Consider the following 18,697-nt stretch of genomic DNA (forward strand, 5'->3'; position numbering starts at 1 on the left):
AGAGAGCATGACCATCAAGCACTGGATCGACGGCCGCGAAGTCGAGAGCCGCGAGACGTTCACGACGCTGAATCCCGCGACAGGTGAGGTCATCACCGACGTCGCATCGGGCGGCGAGGCCGAAGTCGACGCGGCCGTGCGCGCCGCCAAGGAAGCGTTCCCGAAATGGGCGAACACGCCCGCCAAGGAGCGCGCGAAGCTGATGCGCAAGCTCGGCGAGCTGATCGAGAAGAACGTGCCGATGCTCGCGGCGCTGGAGACGCAGGACACCGGCCTGCCGATCGCGCAGACGAGCAAGCAGCTGATTCCGCGCGCGTCCGAGAACTTCAACTTCTTCGCGGAAGTGTGCGTGCAGATGAACGGCCGCACTTATCCGGTCGACGACCAGATGCTGAACTACACGCTGTACCAGCCGGTCGGCGTGTGTGCGCTGGTGTCGCCGTGGAACGTGCCGTTCATGACCGCGACGTGGAAGACGGCGCCGTGTCTCGCGCTCGGCAACACGGCCGTGCTGAAGATGTCGGAACTGTCGCCGCTGACGGCCGACCAGCTCGGCCGCCTCGCGCTCGAAGCCGGCATTCCGCCCGGCGTGCTCAACGTCGTGCAGGGTTATGGCGCGACGGCCGGCGATGCACTCGTGCGCCATCCGGACGTGCGTGCGGTGTCGTTTACCGGCGGCACGGTCACCGGCAAGCGGATCATGGAGCGGGCCGGTCTCAAGAAGTATTCGATGGAACTCGGCGGCAAGTCGCCGGTGCTGATCTTCGACGATGCCGATTTCGATCGCGCGCTCGACGCGTCGCTGTTCACGATTTTCTCGATCAACGGCGAACGCTGCACGGCCGGCTCGCGGATTTTCGTGCAGCGCACGATCTACGACCGCTTCGTGCAGGAATTCGCGCGCCGCGCGAACAACCTGGTGGTCGGCGATCCGTCCGATCCCGCCACGAATCTCGGCGCGATGATCACACGCCAGCACTGGGAGAAGGTGACGGGCTATATCCGCATCGGCGAGCAGGAAGGCGCGCGCGTGGTCGCGGGCGGCGCGGACAAGCCGGCGGGCCTGCCTGACCATCTGCGCAACGGCAACTTCGTGCGGCCGACCGTGCTGGCCGACGTCGACAACCGGATGCGCGTCGCGCAGGAAGAGATCTTCGGGCCGGTCGCGTGCCTGATCCCGTTCGAGGACGAGGAAGAAGGGCTGCGGCTCGCGAACGACACGTCGTACGGGCTTGCCTCGTACATCTGGACGCAGGATGTCGGCAAGGTGCATCGCCTCGCACGCGGCATCGAGGCCGGGATGGTGTTCGTGAACAGCCAGAACGTGCGCGACCTGCGCCAGCCGTTCGGCGGCGTGAAGGAGTCGGGCACCGGACGCGAGGGCGGCGAATACAGTTTCGAGGTGTTCGCGGAGATCAAGAACGTGTGCATCTCGATGGGTTCGCACCACATTCCGCGCTGGGGCGTGTGACGGGCGACGGTCGTCGGCAGCACGAAAGAACCATACGGAGACTTGAACGATGGGCAAACTGTCCCTCGCCGCGAAAATCACGCACGTGCCGTCGATGTACCTGTCGGAACTGCCCGGCAGGCATCACGGCTGCCGCGAAGCGGCGATCCGCGGCCATCAACTGATCGGCGAGCGCTGTCGCGCGCTCGGCGTCGACACGATCGTCGTGTCGGACGTGCACTGGCTCGTCAACGCCGGCTATCACGTGAACTGCAATGCGCAGTTCTCGGGCACGTACACGAGCAACGAGCTGCCGCACTTCATCCGCGACATGCAGTACGCGTATCCAGGCAACCCGGCGCTCGGCCGGCTGATCGCCGAGACGGCCACCGAGCGCGGGATCGCGACCCGCGCGCACGAGATCGACAGCCTCGAACTCGAATACGGCACGCTGGTGCCGATGCGCTACATGAACGCCGACCAGCACTTCAAGGTCGTGTCGATCGCCGGCTGGTGCATGTGGCATCAGCTCGACGAAAGCCGCCGCTTCGGCGAGGCGCTGCTCGAAGCGATCGAGAAGAGCGACTCGAACGTCGCGTTCCTCGCGAGCGGGTCGCTGTCGCACCGATTCAACGACAACGGCAGTCCCGAGGAATCGATCCACGAGATCAGCCGCGAATTCTTCCGGCAGGTCGACCTGCGCGTGGTCGAGCTGTGGAAGCAGGGGGACTTCAAGACCTTCTGCGCGATGCTGCCCGAGTACAACACGCATTGCCACGGCGAAGGCGGGATGCACGACACCGCGATGCTGCTCGGCTTGCTCGGCTGGGATCGCTACGACAAGCCCGTCGAGATCGTCACCGACTATTTCGTGAGTTCGGGCACCGGGCAGATCAATGCGATCTTTCCGCTCGCCTGAGCGCTGTGCCACGCCTTCGACAGGAGACCCGCCATGCCCCATATCGTCGTCGAATACACCGCGAACATTCGCGACGACGCGCGCATTCCCGCGCTGCTGCGCACGATCAACGCCACGCTGATCGCACAGGGTGGCGTGTTCCCGACGGGCGGCATCCGCTCGCGCGCGATCGAGCTGCAGGACTATTGCGTGGCCGACGGCACGGAGGACGATGCGTTCGTCCACGTGACGCTCAAGATCGGCTCGGGCCGTACCGACGAGCAGAAAAAGGCCGCGTGCGACGCCCTGTTCGACGCGATCAACGCGCATTTCGCGGAGTTGTACGCAAAACGCTACCTCGCGCTGTCGATGGAACTGACCGAGTTCAGCGAAAGCGGCTCGTACAAGCACAACAACATCCATGCCCGCTACAAGCGGGCCGGCTGAACCCCATTCCCGATCCGACCATGCTCGAACCCGCCATCATCGACCAGCTCGCGCAGCGTCTGCACGACGCCGAGCGCGAGCGCAAGCAGATCCGCCAGATCTCGCTCGACCATCCCGACATCACGATCGACGACGCGTACGCGATCCAGCGCACGTGGGTCGCCCTCAAGCTCGCGGAAGGCCGCACGCTGAAGGGCCACAAGATCGGCCTGACGTCGAAGGCGATGCAGAACACGTCGCAGATCGACGAGCCCGACTACGGCGCGCTGCTCGACGACATGTTCTTCGCCGACGGCGGCACGATTCCCACCGGCCGCTTCATCGTGCCGCGCGTCGAGGTTGAGCTCGCGTTCGTGCTCGGCAAGCGGCTCACCGGCCCGGACTGCACGATCTTCGACGTGTACGACGCGGTCGACTATGTGGTGCCGGCGCTCGAGATCATCGATGCGCGCAGCCAGTCGATCGACCCCAACACGAAGCGGCCGCGCAAGGTGTTCGACACGATCGCCGACAACGCGGCGAACGCGGGCGTCGTGATCGGCGGGCGGCCGGTGAAACCGCAGGACGTCGACCTGCGCTGGGTCGCGGCGATCATGTCGCGCAACGGCGTGGTCGAGGAGACGGGCGTTGCGGCTGGCGTGCTGAACCATCCGGCGAACGGCGTTGCGTGGCTCGCGAACCGGCTGGCGCGCTTCGATGTCGCGCTGGAGCCGGGGCAGATCGTGCTCGGCGGCTCGTTCACGCGGCCGTGCGCGGCGCGGCCGGGCGATACGTTCAGCGTCGACTACGGTCCGCTCGGGACGATCCAGTGCTACTTCGAGTGAGGTGAGCGAGCGATGCAGATTCCTTCGAATGTCTTCAAGACGGCGCTGGCAAGCGGCGACGCGCAGATCGGGCTGTGGCTCGGGCTCGCGAATCCGTACAGCGCCGAAGTGGTTGCGGGCGCCGGTTTCGACTGGCTGCTGATCGACGGCGAGCATGCGCCGAACACGGTGCCGACGATCCTCGCGCAATTGCAGGCGATCGCGCCGTATCCATCGCATCCGGTCGTGCGCGTACCGTGGAACGATCCGGTGATCGTCAAGCAGGTGCTCGACCTCGGCGCGCAAACGTTGCTCGTGCCGATGGTGCAGAGCGCCGACGAGGCGCGCGCGGCGGTGGCGGCGACGCGTTATCCGCCGCATGGCATTCGAGGTGTCGGCAGCGCGCTGGCGCGTGCGTCGCGGTGGAATCGCGTCGGTGACTACCTGCATCGCGCGAACGACGAGATGGCCGTGCTCGTGCAGGTCGAGACGCGGGCGGGACTCGACGCGATCGATGCGATTGCGCGGGTCGAAGGTGTGGACGGCGTGTTCATCGGGCCGGCGGATCTCGCTGCTGATCTCGGGCATCTCGGCAATCCGGGGCATCCGGATGTGCAGGCGGCAATTGACGGCGCGATCCGGACGATCAAGGCGGCCGGCAAGGCGCCGGGGATTTTGAGCGCCGATGAGGCGGCTGCGCGGCGCTATCTGGAAGCGGGGGCGTTGTTCGTCGCGGTCGGGGTGGATACGACACTGCTGGCAAGGGGCGCGGAGCGGTTGGCTGCGCTGTTCAAGGGGGAGGGGGCCGTGAAGAAGGGGGATGGGACGTATTGAGCCAAGTGGGCTTGCCCGTCGAGCGCGGGATGCAGGCGACTGACGAAAGGCCGCGCATGCCGACGGTTTATCTCGCAACGGGAACCGATTTGCAGCCCATTCAGATCTTCGACGGCAGAATCGCGAGCATCCGGTTGAGCTTCCGACGCCTGCTTTGGGTCTTTTGGTGAACATCCTCGCGGAGTTGGCCGACCGAAACGCGGTCAAGGTGTACCCATTCATGCGGAATTGACGACCCAGGAAGCGGCAAAATTTCTCAATGCTTCTCGTCCCCACCCGGTCACGCTGCTTGAACCGGATGCGTTGCCATAGTCAAGCATCGGCGCATACGCTTTTCCGATTTGAGGCATCACAAGGCAGAGCGCGGTCAGGCGAGTGCCGACGCAAGGTGGGCTCAGGCGTTGCGGATGGTCTACGAATGACAAGTTCGCCGTTTGCAGTTGTCGACAATGGTCGGGAAGGATTTAGTTCGACTATCTGGCCCGTGACAGGCAAGCGCGACAAGTGCTTCTGTAAGTTTGCTGTGACTCGCTCGATGGGGCACTGTTGATGAGTGGTGGTGCGCGGCATTGTTGGGTTTCGTGCGGCATTGTAAGGTCGACGACTCTACAATCCGAGTGAAAGCATGACGCGCTATAACAATAGGATTCCATACTTCAAGATCAACAAGCTAGTTTGGACGTGGAAGCGATGTGAGGGGGACGATGCAGGCATCCCGGTGTGCGATGTCGGTTTATCAATGGCAATGGCTCCCCCAGTGAAGGCGTCACCAGTAAAGCCATCTATGCCCATCGCACGGGCCGACAAGCGGGATTCGTTCGATAAGATGGTGGACGACATCGAAAGAATTGCGGGTGCATTTTCACGCTTCAAGCAATGGTTGGATGCGCCTGATCCGCCCAAGCGACCGAAACCGGCGGAGAAGGAAAGGGAAGTGCCGCCTTTCGATATTCAGCAAATCCCAGACGCTATGCGCAAGGAGCATATGCCGGTTTCGGCGAAGCTGATGGAGCGATGGTTTTCTGGAGAGCTTAACTATTCGATCACACCAAAGGATCAGCAGAACGAGATCAACCAGAATGGCGAGCTCTACCCTGAGTCGATGGTCGATCGAACCACCATTAAACTAGATTGGGTTCTTAGGCATGTGCGTGCAAAAAAGCAATATGATTATCTCATAAATGCCGCCATATATAGTCCGCTCGCATACGAAATACTTAAGGATATTCTTGTTCGATATAGCAGTATCGGGGGCGTATCACCGTGGGAAATAAGCGGAAACGATATCCGAAAACTACACAAGAAATTCCAGTTCCAGCGAGCGGCGGTGGAGAGTTCATTTGAACAGAAAGCATTGCAGGCTGTTCGACGGTTTCCGGAAGGTGGCGTTCCCGACGATCTTACTGGTGCATTGGGGGCGTTCAATTTTTATGCGGCAGTGGCACGCGCTACTTTCGATGCTGAAAATAATAGCGCGACGGTTACGCATATCGTCGTATACGTGAGAGATGGTTATTCCTTTGAAGGGCCTGAGGATTCGCGGTCACAGTATCTAGGCCATTGGGGAAAAGGCGGCGTGATAATCGTGCCGATTTACGCGGCGGCGAATCTTGCGGATCAGCCCTGGTTTGATTTTCCCATAGTGGCAGGCGGCACGGCCGCGAACCTCTATGAACCCGGGAAAACATACTATCCGGTTCGAAATCGCTCGTTCAGAGAGTGGCAAGCTAAGTACCGCCGAGGGGGAGATTTCATAATTTTTTCCGACTATAAGCCAATCATGCTGGCTAAACCAATAACGGTGTATTTTGAATGAATGGCTTGGCCACTGCTATGCAAGGGGCGGGAATTCTTGTGCTCGCGGAAATTGTGGTGATTGTATTAATTGCATGTATTCTGACGGTTGTTTTGTATGGGGTGTCGCATAAAGAGGGGCGTTTCACGCGAATGAAAGCACGAATGAAGACGCTAGGTTTTGCTCTGGCATTTGTCACTTTTCTGTGCTGGGCCGGTTCTTACTATCAGGATGCGCGCATACGTGCTCATGCAACACATTTTGATACCGAGCGATCGAGGAACGATGGGGGCCGTTACACGGCGCAATATGCGTACCTGGGAAGAGATCGGATTCTTTTGCGACTCTATCGGACATCCGACATGCGATTGCTTGCCGAGCGGACTTACGAGTATCCGGATGCCGTCCGCTTGGTGTGGACTAAGGAATCCTTGATATTCGATACTGCCGTTGATAGTGGTGGAGAGATTAAACTCCCGCCTACACATTTTGATCGATTCACGGCGATGTTGCCGTAGCTGTCGGTAATCTGGCAAAGAAGCGGTCCCGGGCCCGTGAAAGCGATTCGTGATTTTCGTGTGTGATTAGACGCTAAAGCAGACACATTCTCGATAAGTACGTTTGCTGCGCAATCGTTCCGATTTGCTCGCGGGGCAACTCGAGCGGACATCATGTTTGATGAATCGGGGGATGCCCAATGCAGTTATTATCTCGATAATCTGCACCGCCCGGGCATGGCTCAGACTTGCAAGGTGCTCAAAGCCTATCGGGAAATCCATTGGATAGCTGTTGTGCGATGAGTTGGTTCGATGCGATACGCGAATTACTCGCTATGCAGCGCTTGGAGTCGGCGGCCCAACCTCCATATACCTCCCCGGCGTCGTCCCCAACGCGCGCCGGAACATGTCGATGAACGCGCTCACGTTGTCGTACCCGAGATCGAGCGCGATCGTCGTCACCGGCACGCCGTCGGCAATGCGCTCAAGCGCCCGCAGCAGCCTGGCCTGCTGACGCCACTGCGCGAACGTCAGCCCCGTCTCCGCGACGAAGCGGCGGCTCATCGTCCTCGCGCTGATGCCGGCCCATTCGGCCCATTCCTCCAGCCGCCGGTTGTCCGCTAGATCGGCGGCAAGCGCATCGGTGATCTTCATCAGCCGCGGATCTTGCGGCCGCACCAGCCCCAGCGCCTCGATTTCCGATGACGCGATTTCATCGAGGATCACGTCGGCGATCCGCGTCCGAGCGGCATCCAGCGCCGAACCCTCCCAACTCGCCGCCCGCTGCACGGCCTCGCGCAGCAGCGGCGTCGTGCGGATCGCGCGCGGCGTATCCGGCAGCGCCGCGCAGCGTGCTTCGGCAACGAACGCCGACCAGCCGGAAATCGGTCCGAACGAGCGCAGCGAATGCCGGCAATGCGGCGGAATCCAGATTGCATGGATCGCCGGCACGACCCAGTCCTGATCGTCGAGACCGATCGTCAGCAGCCCGCTCAGCGCGCCGACGAGCTGGCCGCGCGCGTGCGAGTGGGGTGGCGTCACGCGAGGATCGCGTTGCGACAGGACAGCCGCGACGACGAACGGGCCGTCGTCGGACGTGACGAATCGGGCGGGCAGGAGTGGATCGGACATGGCCGGATAGCGGTATCGAATGGCCGTTATACCGGAGATCGGCCGGATTCGCACGCCTACACTGGGCCCATCGATGACAACCGGAGTACGACACGATGCGAGCCGAACAGATGCTTCCCGACCATGCCGACCGGATCGAGGCCGACGGAACGACGATCCGCAAGGGCACCGTCGGCGCGTTCCTGGTCAACGCGCGAGTGCTGACCGACCCGAACGCCGCGCCTGCCGACCGGGCGCGCGCGGAAGCCGACACGATCGACGCGTTGCCCGCGTTGCGCACACTTGGCCTGTTCGACGTGCTGGACGTACGCGAGCCCGCGCTGCGCGCGTGGCTCGAAGCGCATTGACACGCGCCGGAACTGTCGATCGAGTATCCCGATTCAAGGAGTCACCATGAAAGCAGCAGTCGTGACGGGCGCCGGCGAGCGTCCCGTCCATATGGAATTCGACGCGCCGCGCGCGATGCCGGGCCATTGCCTGATCGACGTGACGGCGTCCGCGCTGAGCCGGATCGCGCAGGGGCGGGCGTCCGGCACGCATTACTCGTCGGACGGGCGTTATCCGTTCGTCGTCGGCGTCGACGGCGTGGGCCGCCTCGACGACGGGCAACGCGTCTATTTCTTCGGCGCGCCCGCACCGTTCGGCGCGATGGCCGAGCGCACGATCGTGCCCGATACGCGGTGCGTGCCGTTGCCCGACTCGCTCGACGACATCACGGCCGCGGCGATCGCGATTCCCGGGATGTCGTCGTGGGCCGCGCTGACCGAGCGCGCCCGGCTCGTCGCGGGCGAGACGGTGCTCGTCAACGGCGCGACGGGTACGTCGGGGCGGCTGGCGGTGCGGATCGCGAAGCATCTCGGCGCCGCGAAGGTGGTCGCGACCGGCCGCAACGCGGCCGCGTTGCAGGCATTGCTCGGTGCGGGTGCGGATGCCGTCGTGTCGCTGCAGCAGGACGACGCGCATTTGGCGCGCGCGCTCGAGCCACACTTCCGTGCAGGCGTAGACGTTGTGCTCGACTATTTGTGGGGTGCCAGCGCGCAGACGCTGCTGGTTGCTGCGGCGAAGGCAACGCCCGAAGGCCGCCGGCTGCGCTTCGTGCAGATCGGCTCGATCGGCGGCGCGGATGTGCTGCTGCCGGGCGCGGTGTTGCGGGCGACCGCGATCGAGCTGATGGGCAGCGGCCTCGGCAGTGTGTCGCTGCCGCGCCTGCTGGCGTCGGTGCGCGGCGTGTTCGACGCGGCCGGGCCGGCGGGGCTGGCAATCGAGACGCAGGTAGTGCCGCTGGCGGACGTCGGCGTGCATTGGGGCGATGCGAGCAGCCTCGTGCGATTGGTGTTCACGATGGGCGAGGGCAGATGAAGAAGAGGCGGTGCACCGCGTGGCCGAACGCACGGCGGGCACCGTTTTCGCACGTGATCTCCTTACGATACCGATAGGTCCGGCGATCACGCTTCGTGCAACAACCAAGGGAACGGTGGCCCGTCGCGAGCGAACGGGCAACGCGGCGCAGCGACGCAACGCGCGCGCCGCCACCCGCCGCATCAGACTCAGAACCGCTGCTGAATCCCGGCCGTCACCCCGACCTGCGTGGTGCCGTACCCGTTGACATCGCGCGATACACCGACCTTCTGCCCATGCTTCCCGATCGCGAATGCGCCGGCTGCGTACAGCACCGTGCGCTTCGACAGTGCGTATTGCGCGCGCATCGACACGAGCGTCGGATCGGCATCCGTGCCGCCTTTAATGTTCTGGTGATACACGGCGCCGATCAGCGAGAACGTCGGCGTGAACTGGTACGAGCCGCCGACCCAGTACATGTCGCTCAACTGGTTCGCGGCGCTCGTGCGATACGTGCGCTTGTAATTGCGATAGCCGGCCATCGTCTTCAGGTTGCCGAAGTCGTAGCTCAGGCCGGCGTGGATGCCCTGGATATAGTTGACCGCATCGGCCGGCGTCACGCTATCGGCGGCGCCGTTCTGCCGGTCGAACGTGACCACCGCGGCGAACGGGCCTGTTTCGTAGCCGGCCGCGAAGTCGTATTTCGAGCTGGTCTTCATGCTGCCCGGCACGTTGCCGAAGCCGTACAACGCGCCGAACTTGAAGCCGCTGAATTCACCGTCGTAGCGCACCGCATTCGACGAGCGCGTGAACATGCCGTCCTTGCGGCCGCCGGTCGCCATCGACGACGATGCCCATGAATAGTTCTGCGAATAACCCATCGGGTCGAACGGCATCATGTAGTCGTACGTGACGGTGAAGTTGCGGCCGAGCGTCAGTTCGCCCCATTTGCTTTTCAGGCCGACCGTCGCGCGGCGCGCGAAGATCGAGTCGGGGCCGTCGTCGGACGCGCCGTTCGCGAGGTCGATCCCGCTTTCCAGCCGGAACACCGCCTTCAGCCCGCCGCCGAGATCCTCGACGCCGCGCAAGCCCCAGCGCGACGTGTTCTTGTTGCCCGACTTGAGCTTGACGGAATTGCCGCCTTCCGGCGCCGCGTGGTTGGCGAACTCGATGCCGGCGTCCATGATCCCGTAGATCGTGACCGACGACTGCGCGTGCGCGGCCGGCACGGCGATACAGGCTGCCGCGGCCGAACCGGTGAGGACTACTGTTCGAATCGAACGTTCTACGCGTGACTTCATTTTGACGGTGTCTCCTTGGTTTTTGTGGGCGGGTTGAAACAGAAAACGGGTACGCGTCGCGCCGATGCGGGGCGCGAAGGGATGTGTGCGCGAATGCATGCGCGGCGGCGCGTGGGCCGCCGCGACGGGGTCAGCCCGCTTTCGCGAACGCCCAGCAGTCGTTGGCCGGGAATTCGATCCAGTGCTTGCCCGCTGCGCGCGGCACGTGACCGAATGCGCGCAGGCGCATCTCGCCGCAATGGAACAGGTATTCCCAGCGGTCGCCGAGATACATCGACGTGACGAGGTCGGCCTGCAGCCGGTTCGCACCCGGGCCGTCGGCGACCTGCACGCGTTCGAGGCGGATCACGGCCTGCGCGTCCTGGCCCGGCGCGAAGGTGTCGCGGGCGAGCGCCTGCAGTTCCCAGCCGTCGCCGACGAGCGTCACGCGTTCGCCGTCAATGGCCGCGACGCGCGCATCGATCCGGTTGTTGCTGCCCATGAACTCGGCCGTATACAGCGAGCGCGGCGCGCCGTACAGCTCGGCCGGCGTGCCTTCCTGCTCGATGCGGCCGTTGCGCAGCAGCAGGATGCGGTCGGACATCGCCATCGCTTCGGTCTGGTCGTGCGTCACGCACAGGGCCGACAGCCCGAGCGACACGATCAGCTCGCGCAGCCAGGCGCGCGCTTCCTCGCGCAGCTTCGCGTCGAGGTTCGACAGCGGTTCGTCGAGCAGGATCACCGGCGGGTTGTAGACGAGCGCGCGCGCAATCGCGACGCGCTGCTGCTGGCCACCCGACAGCTGATGCGGAAAGCGTTCCGCGAGATGGCCGAGGCCGAGCTGGTCGAGCGCGCTCTGCACGCGGCGCTTCTGTTCGGCCGGTGCGACGCGGCGCAGCTTCAGCCCGTAGCCGACGTTGTCGGCGACGGTACGGTGCGGCCACAGCGCGTACGACTGGAACACGAGGCCGAGCGAGCGCTGCTCGACGGGTAGGTCGACGCGCTGCGCGCCGTCGAAGAACACGCGGTCGTCGAGCTGGATGCGGCCGTCGGACGGCTGTTCGAGGCCGGCCACCGCGCGCAGCAGCGTGGTCTTGCCGCTGCCCGACGCGCCGAGCAGGCACACGACTTCGCCGGCCTTCAGTTCGAACGACACGCCCTTGAGGATCGGATTGGTGCCGTAGCTGAGGTGCAGGTCGTCGACGATGAGCTTATCCATGAAGTTTCACTCCGAAACGCAGGGCCACGCCGAGACCGGCGCCGACCATCGCAATGTTGATGACAGAAAGCGCGGCGACCTGGTCGACGGCGCCGGTCGCCCACAGCGACACGAGCAGCGCGCCGATCACTTCGGTGCCGGGCGACAGCAGGTAGACGGCCGTCGAGTATTCGCGCTCGAAGATCATGAAGATCAGGAGCCACGCGGCGAGCAGGCCGAAACGCACGAGCGGCAGCGTCACGTCGAGCGACACGCGGCTGCGCGTCGCGCCGACGCTGCGGCCGGCTTCCTCGAGCTCGGGGCCGACCTGCAGCAGCGCGCTCTGGATGAGCCGCATCCCGTACGCGAGCCACACGACCGTGTACGCGATCCAGATGCTCCACATCGAGTTCTTCAGCTCGCGCAGGCCCGGGACGAACAGGAAGATCCACAGGAACGCGAGACCGGCGAGCAGGCCGGGCACCGCGCGCGGCAGCAGCACCAGGTAATCGAGCAGCTTGGTGGCCCAGTCGGGGCGGCGGTGGCCGGCGAACGCGACCAGCGAGTAGAAGCCGATCGCGAGCGCGCCGCCGATCACGCCGATGCCGAGCGTATTGACGATCGCGCGCACCAGGTTGTCCTGCTCGAACAGTTCGATGAAGTTCGACAGCGTGAGCACCTCGGCGAGCGCGACGCCTTCGCCCCAGTTGGTCACGAACGCGCGCAGCACGATGCCCGAGATCGGCACGATCACGGTCAGCATCAGCCACAGCGCGACGATCGCGAGCGCGACCCAGCGCCATACGCCGAGCGGCAGCACGGTCGCGCGGCCGGCCTTGCCCTTCACGGTGACGAAGCGGTTCGCGGTCTTCAGCAGGCGGCGCTGCAGCAGCACGAGCGGAAACGTGATCGCGACGATGCACACCGCGACCGCGGCCATCAGGTGATACGACGGCACGCCGAGCTTGTTGGTCAGCTTGTACAGGTAGGTCGCGAGCACGAGGTGGCCTTCCGGATCGCCGAGCACGAGCGGCAGCCCGAACACCTCGAAGCCGAGGAAGAACACCAGCACGCCGGCGAACAGCAGCGCGGGCATCGTCATCGGCAGGCTCACGTCGAGCGCGACGCGGAACGGGCGGGCGCCCGTCACGCGCGCGGCTTCCTCGACGTCCGAGCCGAGGTTGCGCAGCGCGGCCGACGAGTACAGGTACACGTGCGGCACGTGCGTGAGGCCGACGATCATAGTGATCGCGAAGACGGAGTACACGTTCCAGGGCACGCTTTGCACCCCGAACAGTGCCTTGAACCACACCGAGTAGAAGCCGACCGGGCCGGCCGCGACCACGTAGCCGAACGCGAGCACCATCGGCGACACGAACACCGGCGTGAGCAGCAGCGGTTCGAGCCAGCGGCGGCCGGGCAAGTCGGTGCGCACCATCAGGAACGCGAGGATGCCGCCGAGCGGGATCGAGATGAACAGCATCCCGCCGGCGATGATGAACGAGTTCTTCACGGCCGACCAGAAATCGGGATCGCTGAAGACGAAACGGAAGCCGTCGATGCCGAGCGTCTTGTTCGCATCGAAGAACGGTGCGGACAGCAGGCTCTGGAACAGGATGAAGCCGAGCGGCAGCGCGACCGCGATGGTCAGTACCGCGACGACGATCCAGCGCAGCATGCCGGCGAGCGGCTGCAGGCTGCTGACCGGCAGCGCGGGAATCGCGTCGCGCGGGCCGGTGGCGGGCGGAACGGCAGGCACCGATCCGCGTGTGCTGGTTGAAAGCATGAGTTCGCCCCTGCGGCCATCCGGATGGCCGCCTCTAGGAAGTCGGTATGGGGAAGGGGCCGCCCGCGCGACGTGGCGGGCGGCCATTGGCCGGCCGAAGCCGATCAGTGGATCAGCCCTTGATCGCCTGCTGCCATTGCTTCAGGAACGCGAGCCGCTTCGACTGGTCCAGATAGACGAGCAGGCCGGTGCCGATCTGGATCGGCTTCAGCGAATCGCCGAGTTCCTTCGTGAGGCCCGCGGCCGACGTTTCGCCGGTCACGTCCGTGCGGATCGCGTACAGGTTGGCCTGGTTCGCGATCAGCGTCTGGCCGCGTTTCGACAGCAGGTAGTCGACCCACAGCTTCGCGGCGTTCGGATTCTTCGCCTTCTTCGAGATGGTGGTGAGGCGGCTCACGATCTGTGTGTAGTCCTTCGGAAACACGTAGCCGATCGACTTGTCCTTCTTTGCCTTCGCGTACGCGTACGATCCGAAGATGTTGTAGCCGATCAGGTTCTCGCCCGACGAGATGCGCTCCATCATCGCGCCGGTGCTCGACTGCAGCTTCGGGCCGGTCGCGCCGATCGCCTTCACGAGTTCCCACGTGACCTTCTCGTTCAGGTGCGCGTCCTGCGTCAGCGCGTTGAAGCCGACGCCGGATTTCTCGACGTCGTACGTCGTGAGCTTGCCCTTGAACTTGTCCGGTTGCGACGCGAGCAGCTTGATCAGCTCGGCGCGCGTCTTCGGCACTTCGTTCTCGGGGATCAGGCGCTTGTTGTAGACGATCGCGAGCGGCTCGAACGTCGTGCCGTAGGCCTGCTTCTGGTACTGCGCCCATTGCGGCAGGTTCGCGCTTTCGGGGGAATCGTACGACGCCATCAGGCCGTCGTTGACGAGCTTGACCTGCAGGTCCATCGCCGAGCTCCACAGCACGTCGGCGCTGGTGCTGCTCGCCGCGTTCTCGCTGATGTAGCGGTTGTACAGCTCGGTGCTGTTCATGTCGTTGTACTCGACCTTCACGCCGTACAGGCTTTCGAAGTCCTTGATCAGCGGGCGCACGAGGCCCGTGTCGGTCGTCGAGTAGACGATCAGCTTGCCTTCCTTCTTCGCGGCGTCGATGACGCCCTGGTAGCTCCCCGGATACCCGGCCGGAACCTGCGCGGCGGCGCTGCCGGCGGCAGTGCCCAGAACGACCGCCAGCGCGGCGGCGAGGTGCTTCGGTGCAAACGGCATGTCTTCCTCCAGTTACGTCTAGGTGTTGTTCGAGTGGAGCGGATGTTAATTGCGGCGCACTTTCAGCCCGCTTTCATTTCTGTTCACAATCGTGTCGTTCGTGTCATGGATTTCCCGAGGTCGAAGCGGCGGCGGCCGCGCGTTTCGCAGCGCGCGGCACGGCTGGACAAGGGAGAGCGGCGGGTTGCCGCGGGGCGCGGCAACGATGACAGGCGCGGCTAGGCGGGTTGCGCGAGCAGCTTGCCGAGCAGCCGGCCGCCATGCCGCGCGTGCGCGGCCGTCAGCGCGGAATACCCGACGACCACGCCCGCTTCGCACCGGGCGCTTCGACAGAATCCGCGGATCGGCTGCAATTCGACGCCGGCCGCCCGGGCTTGCGCGACGTACGTCGCGTCGTCCATCCCGGGCGGCAGCCACAGCACGAAATGAAAGCCTGCGTGCTCGCCGGACACCGTGTACCGCCCGCCCGCGTGTTTCGCCAGCTGGTCGAGCACGAGGTCGCGTCGCTGGCGGTACGCGTGACGCGCGGCGCGCAGGTGCTTCGCAAAATCGCCGTGCGCGATGAAGCGGGCCAGCGCCAGCTGCGGCGCCACGCCGACCGAGCGCGCGGTCGCATGCCACACGGCCGACAGCGCCGGCCGCAGTTCCGCGGGCACGACCATGAAGCCGATCCGCAACCCCGAGAACAGCGTCTTGTTGAACGAGCCGCAGTAGATCACGCGATCGCACGCGTCGAGTGATTTCAGCGCGGGCAGCGGCGCGGTCTGGTAGCTGAATTCGCCGTCGTAGTCGTCCTCGATGATCCATGCACGGGTGCGCTGCGCCCAGTCGAGCAGTTCGAGCCGGCGCGACACCGACATCGTCACGCCGAGCGGCGCCTGATGGGCAGGCGTCACGTACGCCGCGCGCGCCTCGGGATAGCGGTCCAGCGCCGCCGTGTCGATGCCTTCCCGATCGACCGGCACGTCGATCACGGTCGCGCCCGCGATCGTGAAGATCTGCCACGCCGACGCATAGCCGGGATCCTCCATCAGCACTGGCGAGCCGGGCGCGAGCAGCGTGCGCGCGACGAGGTCGATCGAATGGCGGATGCCGGTCGTGATGAAGATGTCGCCGGCGTCGCACGGGATGCCGCGGTATTCGCGCAGGTAGGCGGCGATTTCGTCGCGCAGGCTTTCGACGCCTTGCGCCGGCGTGGCACCGAGGTCGTGCGCGGTCGCGGCAAGCAGGCTGGCCCCGAGCGCCTTCTTCCATTGCTGCATCGGCAGCAGGCCGGGATCAGCAAGCCGCGCGACGAACGGGACGCCCGGGCGCACGCCTTGTTCCGGCGCGACGTCGTCGGTCGGGCGCACTGGCGCGGGGCGTGCGTCGGAAGGGGGAAAGCCATTGGTGTCGCGCGATTGCGCGGCCGCGCGCAGATAGCTGTCCGGCACCACCGCGCATACCCGCGACCCCGACCCTTGCGTGCGGGCGATGTAGCCCTCGGAGCACAGCCGGTCGTACGCCGCTTCGACCGTCCCCCGGGCGACGCCCCAGCGCGCGGCAAGCGTGCGGCTGGACGGCAGCGGGCTGTCGCCGGGCAACAGGCGTTTCAGGATCGCGTCGCGCAGCGCGTCGGCGATGCATTCCTGCTTCGACTGCGGACTGCCCGCGGACAGCCCGGCCGGGCACGGCAGATCAAGCGGAATCGCGGCTTTGCCTCGCGGCATAGTGGTCTATTCAGTCACGGATTTAATGGCCCTTCAGCTTATATCACTTTGACCTTAGATTGCTGTCGACCCCATCAATCCGACCGGAGACGAGCTCACCGCATGAAAACGCGTTCATTACCCCAGTGGGGCTGGCTGCTCCTGTTGATGCTCGTCGTGTGCCTGCCGCGGGTCACGATCGATGCATACCTGCCATCGCTGCCGGCGATGGCGGACGCGCTGCACGGCACCGATGCCCAGTTGCAGCTCACGCTCACCCTGTACATGGTCGGCTACGCGCTGTCGATGCTGGCGTCGGGGCCGTTGTCCGACCGCTATGGCCGCCGTCCCGTCCTGCTCGGCGGCCTGTGCCTCTACGTGGTCGCAAGCGTTGCCTGCGCGTGGTCGACCAGCGTCACGGCGATCGTCGCCGCCCGCATCTTCCAGGCGTTGGGCGGCTGCAGCGGAACGGTGATCGGGCGGGTGATCGTGCGCGAGCGCTTCCCGACGGCGATGCAGGCCACGATGCTGGGCCGCATCTCGGCCGGCATGGCGCTGTCGCCGGTGATTGCGCCGCTGGCCGGCAGCGCGGTGGCCGAATGGCTCGGCTGGCGCGGCGTGTTCGGTTTGCTGGCGGCGGGCGGGCTGATCGCAACGGCGATGGTGCTGCGCTACCTGCCGGAGACGCGCGAACGCGACGGACGGCCAGCATCGGGCGCGGGGCTTCTGCGGACGTACGCGGGCCTGCTGCGCGAGCGCAGTTTCCTGCGCTACTCGCTCGCCATCAGTTTCGCTTACTGCACGTACTACCCGTTCATCGCGGAATCGTCGACGCTGTTCCAGCGGCAGCGCGGCGTATCGGGCCCGGTGTATGCGGCGATCTTCGGCCTGACCGTGCTCGGCTACCTGATCGGTTCGAACCTGTTCGCGCGGACCGGCACGCGCTGGAAGGCCGATTCGGTCATTGCGGCGGCGGCGGGCGTCAATCTGGCCAGCGCCGCCGTGCTGTGGATCGGCGGCGCGATCGCGCCGACGGCGGTCGCGGCGCTGGTCGTCCCGATGTTCTTCGTGATGATCGCCGTCGGGATCGCGATTCCGGCCTGCCAGTTCGCGGTGATGCAGCCGTATACGACGATCGCCGGGACGGCGTCCGGGCTGTTCTTCTTTATCCAGATGGCGATCACGGCCGCGTGCGGCGGCGTGCTGGCATGGCTGTCGGACGGCACCGCGCGCCCGATGATCGTCGTCACGGCCGGCGCGAGCGCCGCATTCCTGGCGGTGGCGGTCGGCCTGCGCGAGCCGCGCCGGGCAGACGACGGTTCGCGCTTCGCCACGCGGAATCGTCCCGCCGCCGAGCGCTGAGCGACGGACGGCGCGCCGGCCGACGCGCGCCCGCACGGGCGGCGCAACCCGTGTTTCCGCGAGGCGTCGTGATGGAAAGGATCATGTAATGTAGCGGCCTGTCGCTGACCTTACGGAATCCCCATGCGTGTGCTGCTCGTCGAAGACAATCCGAACCTCGCCCAGTCGCTGAACGATGCGCTGAGCGCGGCGCGCTTCGCGGTCGATCACATGGCGGACGGCGAGGCGGCCGACCACGTGCTGCGCACGCAGGATTACGCGCTGGTGATTCTCGACCTCGGGCTGCCGAAGCTCGACGGGCTGGAAGTGCTGCGGCGGCTGCGCGCGCGCCGCAATCCGGTGCCGGTGCTGATCCTGACCGCGCACGGGTCGGTCGAGGATCGCGTGAAGGGGCTCGATCTCGGCGCCGACGACTATCTGGCGAAGCCGTTCGAACTGACCGAACTGGAGGCGCGCGCCCGCGCGCTGATCCGCCGCAGCCTCGGCCACGAGCATTCGCGGGTCGAATGCGGGCCGCTTTCGTACGACAGTATCGACCGCAGCTTCCAGCTTGCGGGCGAGCCGTTGTCGCTCACGCCGCGCGAGCGCTCGGTGCTCGAGGTGCTGATCCTGCGCAACGGCCGCGCGATCAACAAGGAAACGCTGTCGGAGAAGATCTTCGGGCTCGACGAGTCGGTGAACGCCGACGCGATCGAGATCTACGTGTACCGGCTGCGCAAGAAGCTCGAGAACACGGGCATCGCGATCGTCACGCTGCGGGGGCTCGGTTATCTGCTGGAAGCGAAGGCGGAGACGGCTGAATGAGCCGCCGCAGCGCTCACGATCTTTGCGCGGAACGGGTGGGCACGTTGACGCGCCATGCCGGATCGACACGTTCGCGGCCCGCCAACGACACGCACGCCCTTCACGGCCGGCCGCGCGGGCGCCGAGTGGTGCGGGGTGCATGTTCCGCCATGCCCCATGGGCCCGCCTGGCAG

General features: G+C 65.3%; 17 protein-coding genes and 1 pseudogene. 12 read left to right on the forward strand and 6 right to left on the reverse strand.

Annotated elements, in window-relative coordinates; all coding sequences use genetic code 11:
• The first annotated feature begins 7 nt into the window (after positions 1-7).
• The 8 genes and pseudogenes from hpaE (at position 8) to LGM89_RS27660 (ending at position 6,745) form a co-directional block, all read left to right on the forward strand.
• Complete coding sequence (hpaE, locus tag LGM89_RS27625; protein WP_059696297.1) at positions 8-1,471, forward strand: 5-carboxymethyl-2-hydroxymuconate semialdehyde dehydrogenase; 1,464 nt, start codon at positions 8-10, stop codon at positions 1,469-1,471.
• 49 nt (positions 1,472-1,520) lie between these two features.
• Complete coding sequence (hpaD, locus tag LGM89_RS27630; RefSeq protein ID WP_226274583.1) at positions 1,521-2,369, forward strand: 3,4-dihydroxyphenylacetate 2,3-dioxygenase; 849 nt, start codon at positions 1,521-1,523, stop codon at positions 2,367-2,369.
• A 33-nt stretch (positions 2,370-2,402) separates the two neighbouring features.
• Positions 2,403-2,795 carry a 5-carboxymethyl-2-hydroxymuconate Delta-isomerase gene (locus LGM89_RS27635; protein WP_089427640.1) on the forward strand — a complete coding sequence of 131 codons (393 nt, stop codon included), beginning with the start codon at positions 2,403-2,405 and terminating at the stop codon, positions 2,793-2,795.
• Between the two features lie 20 nt (positions 2,796-2,815).
• Positions 2,816-3,619, forward strand: coding sequence for a 2-oxo-hept-4-ene-1,7-dioate hydratase (gene hpaH, locus LGM89_RS27640; protein WP_175238808.1), 804 nt, complete (start codon positions 2,816-2,818; stop codon positions 3,617-3,619).
• A gap of 12 nt (positions 3,620-3,631) precedes the next feature.
• Positions 3,632-4,432, forward strand: a complete 801-nt coding sequence (gene hpaI / locus LGM89_RS27645; RefSeq protein WP_226274584.1) for a 4-hydroxy-2-oxoheptanedioate aldolase — start codon at positions 3,632-3,634, stop codon at positions 4,430-4,432.
• 29 nt (positions 4,433-4,461) lie between these two features.
• Positions 4,462-4,854 (forward strand): annotated as a pseudogene (locus LGM89_RS27650) (DNA-binding protein).
• Positions 4,855-5,057: 203 nt separating this feature from the next.
• Positions 5,058-6,248 (forward strand): DUF6402 family protein, encoded by a 1,191-nt coding sequence (locus LGM89_RS27655; protein WP_226274585.1) that lies wholly within the window; start codon positions 5,058-5,060, stop codon positions 6,246-6,248.
• Positions 6,245-6,745 carry a hypothetical protein gene (locus LGM89_RS27660; RefSeq protein ID WP_226274586.1) on the forward strand — a complete coding sequence of 167 codons (501 nt, stop codon included), beginning with the start codon at positions 6,245-6,247 and terminating at the stop codon, positions 6,743-6,745. The genes LGM89_RS27655 and LGM89_RS27660 overlap by 4 nt, the downstream gene beginning before the upstream one ends.
• A gap of 312 nt (positions 6,746-7,057) precedes the next feature.
• On the opposite strand, the gene LGM89_RS27665 is transcribed toward LGM89_RS27660, so the two are convergent.
• Positions 7,058-7,855 (reverse strand): AraC family transcriptional regulator, encoded by a 798-nt coding sequence (locus LGM89_RS27665; protein ID WP_226274587.1) that lies wholly within the window; start codon positions 7,853-7,855, stop codon positions 7,058-7,060.
• 95 nt (positions 7,856-7,950) lie between these two features.
• Between LGM89_RS27665 and LGM89_RS27670 the strand changes: the two genes are divergently transcribed.
• Positions 7,951-8,202 carry a hypothetical protein gene (locus tag LGM89_RS27670; protein ID WP_226274588.1) on the forward strand — a complete coding sequence of 84 codons (252 nt, stop codon included), beginning with the start codon at positions 7,951-7,953 and terminating at the stop codon, positions 8,200-8,202.
• Positions 8,203-8,248: 46 nt separating this feature from the next.
• The gene (locus LGM89_RS27675) at positions 8,249-9,214 is read left to right on the forward strand and encodes a quinone oxidoreductase family protein (RefSeq protein WP_226274589.1); all 966 of its coding nucleotides are present in this window, start codon (positions 8,249-8,251) and stop codon (positions 9,212-9,214) included.
• Positions 9,215-9,402: 188 nt separating this feature from the next.
• Here LGM89_RS27675 and LGM89_RS27680 read toward each other — a convergent pair whose 3' ends face one another.
• The 5 genes from LGM89_RS27680 to LGM89_RS27700 form a co-directional block, all read right to left on the reverse strand.
• On the reverse strand, positions 9,403-10,494 hold the full coding sequence (locus tag LGM89_RS27680) for a porin (protein ID WP_226274590.1): 1,092 nt from the start codon (positions 10,492-10,494) through the stop codon (positions 9,403-9,405).
• A 130-nt stretch (positions 10,495-10,624) separates the two neighbouring features.
• Entirely contained in the window at positions 10,625-11,692 is a 1,068-nt protein-coding gene (locus LGM89_RS27685) for an ABC transporter ATP-binding protein (RefSeq protein ID WP_226274591.1), read from the reverse strand.
• Positions 11,685-13,457, reverse strand: coding sequence for an ABC transporter permease (locus LGM89_RS27690; protein ID WP_175239325.1), 1,773 nt, complete (start codon positions 13,455-13,457; stop codon positions 11,685-11,687). The genes LGM89_RS27685 and LGM89_RS27690 overlap by 8 nt, the downstream gene beginning before the upstream one ends.
• A gap of 112 nt (positions 13,458-13,569) precedes the next feature.
• On the reverse strand, positions 13,570-14,670 hold the full coding sequence (locus LGM89_RS27695) for an ABC transporter substrate-binding protein (protein WP_089427630.1): 1,101 nt from the start codon (positions 14,668-14,670) through the stop codon (positions 13,570-13,572).
• Between the two features lie 218 nt (positions 14,671-14,888).
• Complete coding sequence (locus LGM89_RS27700; RefSeq protein ID WP_226274592.1) at positions 14,889-16,379, reverse strand: PLP-dependent aminotransferase family protein; 1,491 nt, start codon at positions 16,377-16,379, stop codon at positions 14,889-14,891.
• A 102-nt stretch (positions 16,380-16,481) separates the two neighbouring features.
• Between LGM89_RS27700 and LGM89_RS27705 the strand changes: the two genes are divergently transcribed.
• Positions 16,482-17,720 carry a multidrug effflux MFS transporter gene (locus tag LGM89_RS27705; RefSeq protein WP_226274593.1) on the forward strand — a complete coding sequence of 413 codons (1,239 nt, stop codon included), beginning with the start codon at positions 16,482-16,484 and terminating at the stop codon, positions 17,718-17,720.
• A gap of 123 nt (positions 17,721-17,843) precedes the next feature.
• A complete protein-coding gene (locus LGM89_RS27710; RefSeq protein ID WP_089497090.1) occupies positions 17,844-18,524 on the forward strand; it encodes a response regulator in 681 nt (226 codons plus the stop codon).
• Positions 18,525-18,697 lie beyond the last annotated feature (173 nt).

The organism is Burkholderia sp. AU31624, assembly GCF_020420065.1.
In the GTDB taxonomy this organism is placed as follows: Bacteria; Pseudomonadota; Gammaproteobacteria; order Burkholderiales; family Burkholderiaceae; genus Burkholderia.